This window comes from Idiomarina sp. UBA4206, from assembly GCF_002383015.1.
Classification (GTDB): Bacteria; Pseudomonadota; Gammaproteobacteria; order Enterobacterales; family Alteromonadaceae; genus Idiomarina; species Idiomarina abyssalis.
Genome location: NZ_DFTS01000002.1, coordinates 10,938 through 13,272, shown reverse-complemented (window position 1 = coordinate 13,272; position 2,335 = coordinate 10,938). Strand labels below are relative to the sequence as shown.

Sequence of the window (2,335 nt, the reverse complement as noted above, 5' to 3'; positions counted from 1 at the left end):
GGCTGCGGCAAGTCCAACATCATTGATGCCGTGCGCTGGGTGCTGGGTGAAAGTTCAGCCAAAAACCTGCGTGGCGATGCCATGAGCGATGTGATTTTTAATGGCTCCAGTGCCCGTAAACCGGTTTCTCAGGCCAGTGTTGAACTGGTATTCGATAACAGTTCGGGACGTATTCAGGGTGAGTACGCGGCATTCAATGAAATTTCCGTTAAGCGTCTGGTGACCCGAGACGGCCAGTCGAACTATTTTTTGAACGGCAGCCGTTGCCGACGCCGTGATATTACCGACTTATTTCTGGGAACCGGACTGGGTCCGCGAAGTTACGCCATTATTGAACAAGGCATGATTTCCCGCCTGATTGAATCACGTCCGCAGGAACTGCGGGTGTTTATTGAAGAAGCCGCAGGCATTTCAAAATACAAGGAACGTCGTAAAGAAACCGAAAACCGGATGCTGCATACGCGCGAGAACCTGGAGCGCTTGAGTGACGTTCGCGAAGAGCTGGGTCAACAGTTGGAGAAGCTGGAGCGTCAGGCCGCGGCTGCCATTCGTTACAAGGAGTTGAAAGCCAGTGAGCGTAAATTTAAAGGTGAACTGCAGGCCCTACGCTGGCTAAAACTGGATAATCAACGACAGCAGTTGCAGACACAATACGCCGAACAACAAACCGAGCTTGAACGCTGGCAGGCACAGCAAAGTGGTGATGAACGGGGCGCTATTGAACTGAAAGAGCAGGCTGAAGAAGCGCGCGACAGAGTAGAGCTGTCGCAGGAACAAATGTTTTCAGTGGGCAATGAAATTACCCGTATTGAACAAACACTGAAACATCAGCAAGAGTTAAAAGAGCAGCGCAGCCAGCGGCAGCAGCAGTTAAATGAAGATATAGAGCAGCTTAACGAGCAACTGGCGGATGATCGCCTGCAAAGAGAACAACTGGAAGAGCAGCAACTGATGCTTGAGCCTCAGCTGGAGCAGGTTGAGGAACAGCTCGAAAGAGTATCAGAACAGTCTCAACAAGCTAATGAGCAATGGCGGCAGTGGCAGCAACAACAAAGACAACACCAACAACAGCAACGCGATGTTGAAAAACAGCGACAGCAGGCGCAACTGAAGCTGCAAGAGCTCAAACAAAGCCAGCAATATGCGTTGCAACAAGTCGAGCAACTTCACAGCCAGCAACAAGAGTTGCAGCAACAGGAACAAGCATTATCTGTTGACGAGAACGAACAGGCTCTGGTTGAGTTAAAGGGTCAGCTGGAGCAGGAAGAAACTCGGTATCAGCACAGTAAAGACCAACTGCAGAAACTTCAGCAAGCTCTTAAAGAACAACAGGAACAACATCGACAGACTCAACAGCAACAAGATAAAGCTCAGGCTCAGTTAACCGCCATTGAGCAATTGCTGGAAGGGAAGCAAAATAACGACAGCCGCAGTGAAAGATGGATACAGGAGAAGTATCCAGACAACTTGAAGGTCAGGGAATTACTGCAGGCTGAAAGTGGCTGGGAAATGGCGGTTGAACAGCTGGCTTATGACTGGTTGGATGCCGTGGTTCTGGAGCAAGCTCCGGAAGACACACAAGCAGTTTCCGGTGTAAAGTTGATTTGGCCTGCAAGCGCACAAGAGCCCGAGATCTGGTCGCTGGCTAATAAAGTCAAAGGTCCATTACGTTATTGGGCGCCGTTGCAGCAGTGCCTGGCAATTGACCAGGAAGCAAGTGCGAGACAGCAGTTGCAACAGAGTGAGGCCAGTTTTGCCGTGTCGAAAGCCGGTAACTGGTATTGGCAGGACGGCTTTATTGCAGCTCGTGTTGACGAGGATAATAGTGTCCTTCACCTGCAGACACAGCGTCAGAAGTTACTCGAACAATTGGAGTCGCTGGCAGCCAGGTTGTCTGAAAGTGAAGCGCAGCTGGAACAGACTCAGACGAAGGTTGAGCAGGCACAAGAGCAACTGGAGCAGGTTCAGGAGCAGGTTCAGCAGACTCGTAATCAGCAGGGTAAAGTCGAAGAGCGATTGCAGTGGAATATGCAGCAGGCTGAGCAAATACAGCAGCAATTAGCGAACGTGCAAGATAAGCAGCAAGAGCAACAAATGCATGCTGAAAGTTCGGCAGAGCAGCAACAGCAAATTGAAATGCAGCTGGAAGAGTTTGAATCGATGCTGGGACAAACTGAGCAGGTTGATGAAGACTTTGGCGCACAATTGGAATCTAAAGTTCGTGCCGAAGATGAACAGTTGCAGCAACTGCGCAGTCAACAGCAACAGATGACACTGCAACAGCAGAATTTACAGGCTCAGGCCGCGCAGTTGCAGAAGTTACTGCAACGCAGTG

Annotated in this window: 1 protein-coding gene; it reads left to right on the top strand. The window is 50.2% G+C overall.

What is annotated here, in order from left to right:
* Window positions 1-2,335: chromosome segregation SMC family protein (locus B3180_RS00155; RefSeq protein WP_286842136.1), on the top strand; the 2,335-nt coding region annotated here is incomplete at both ends.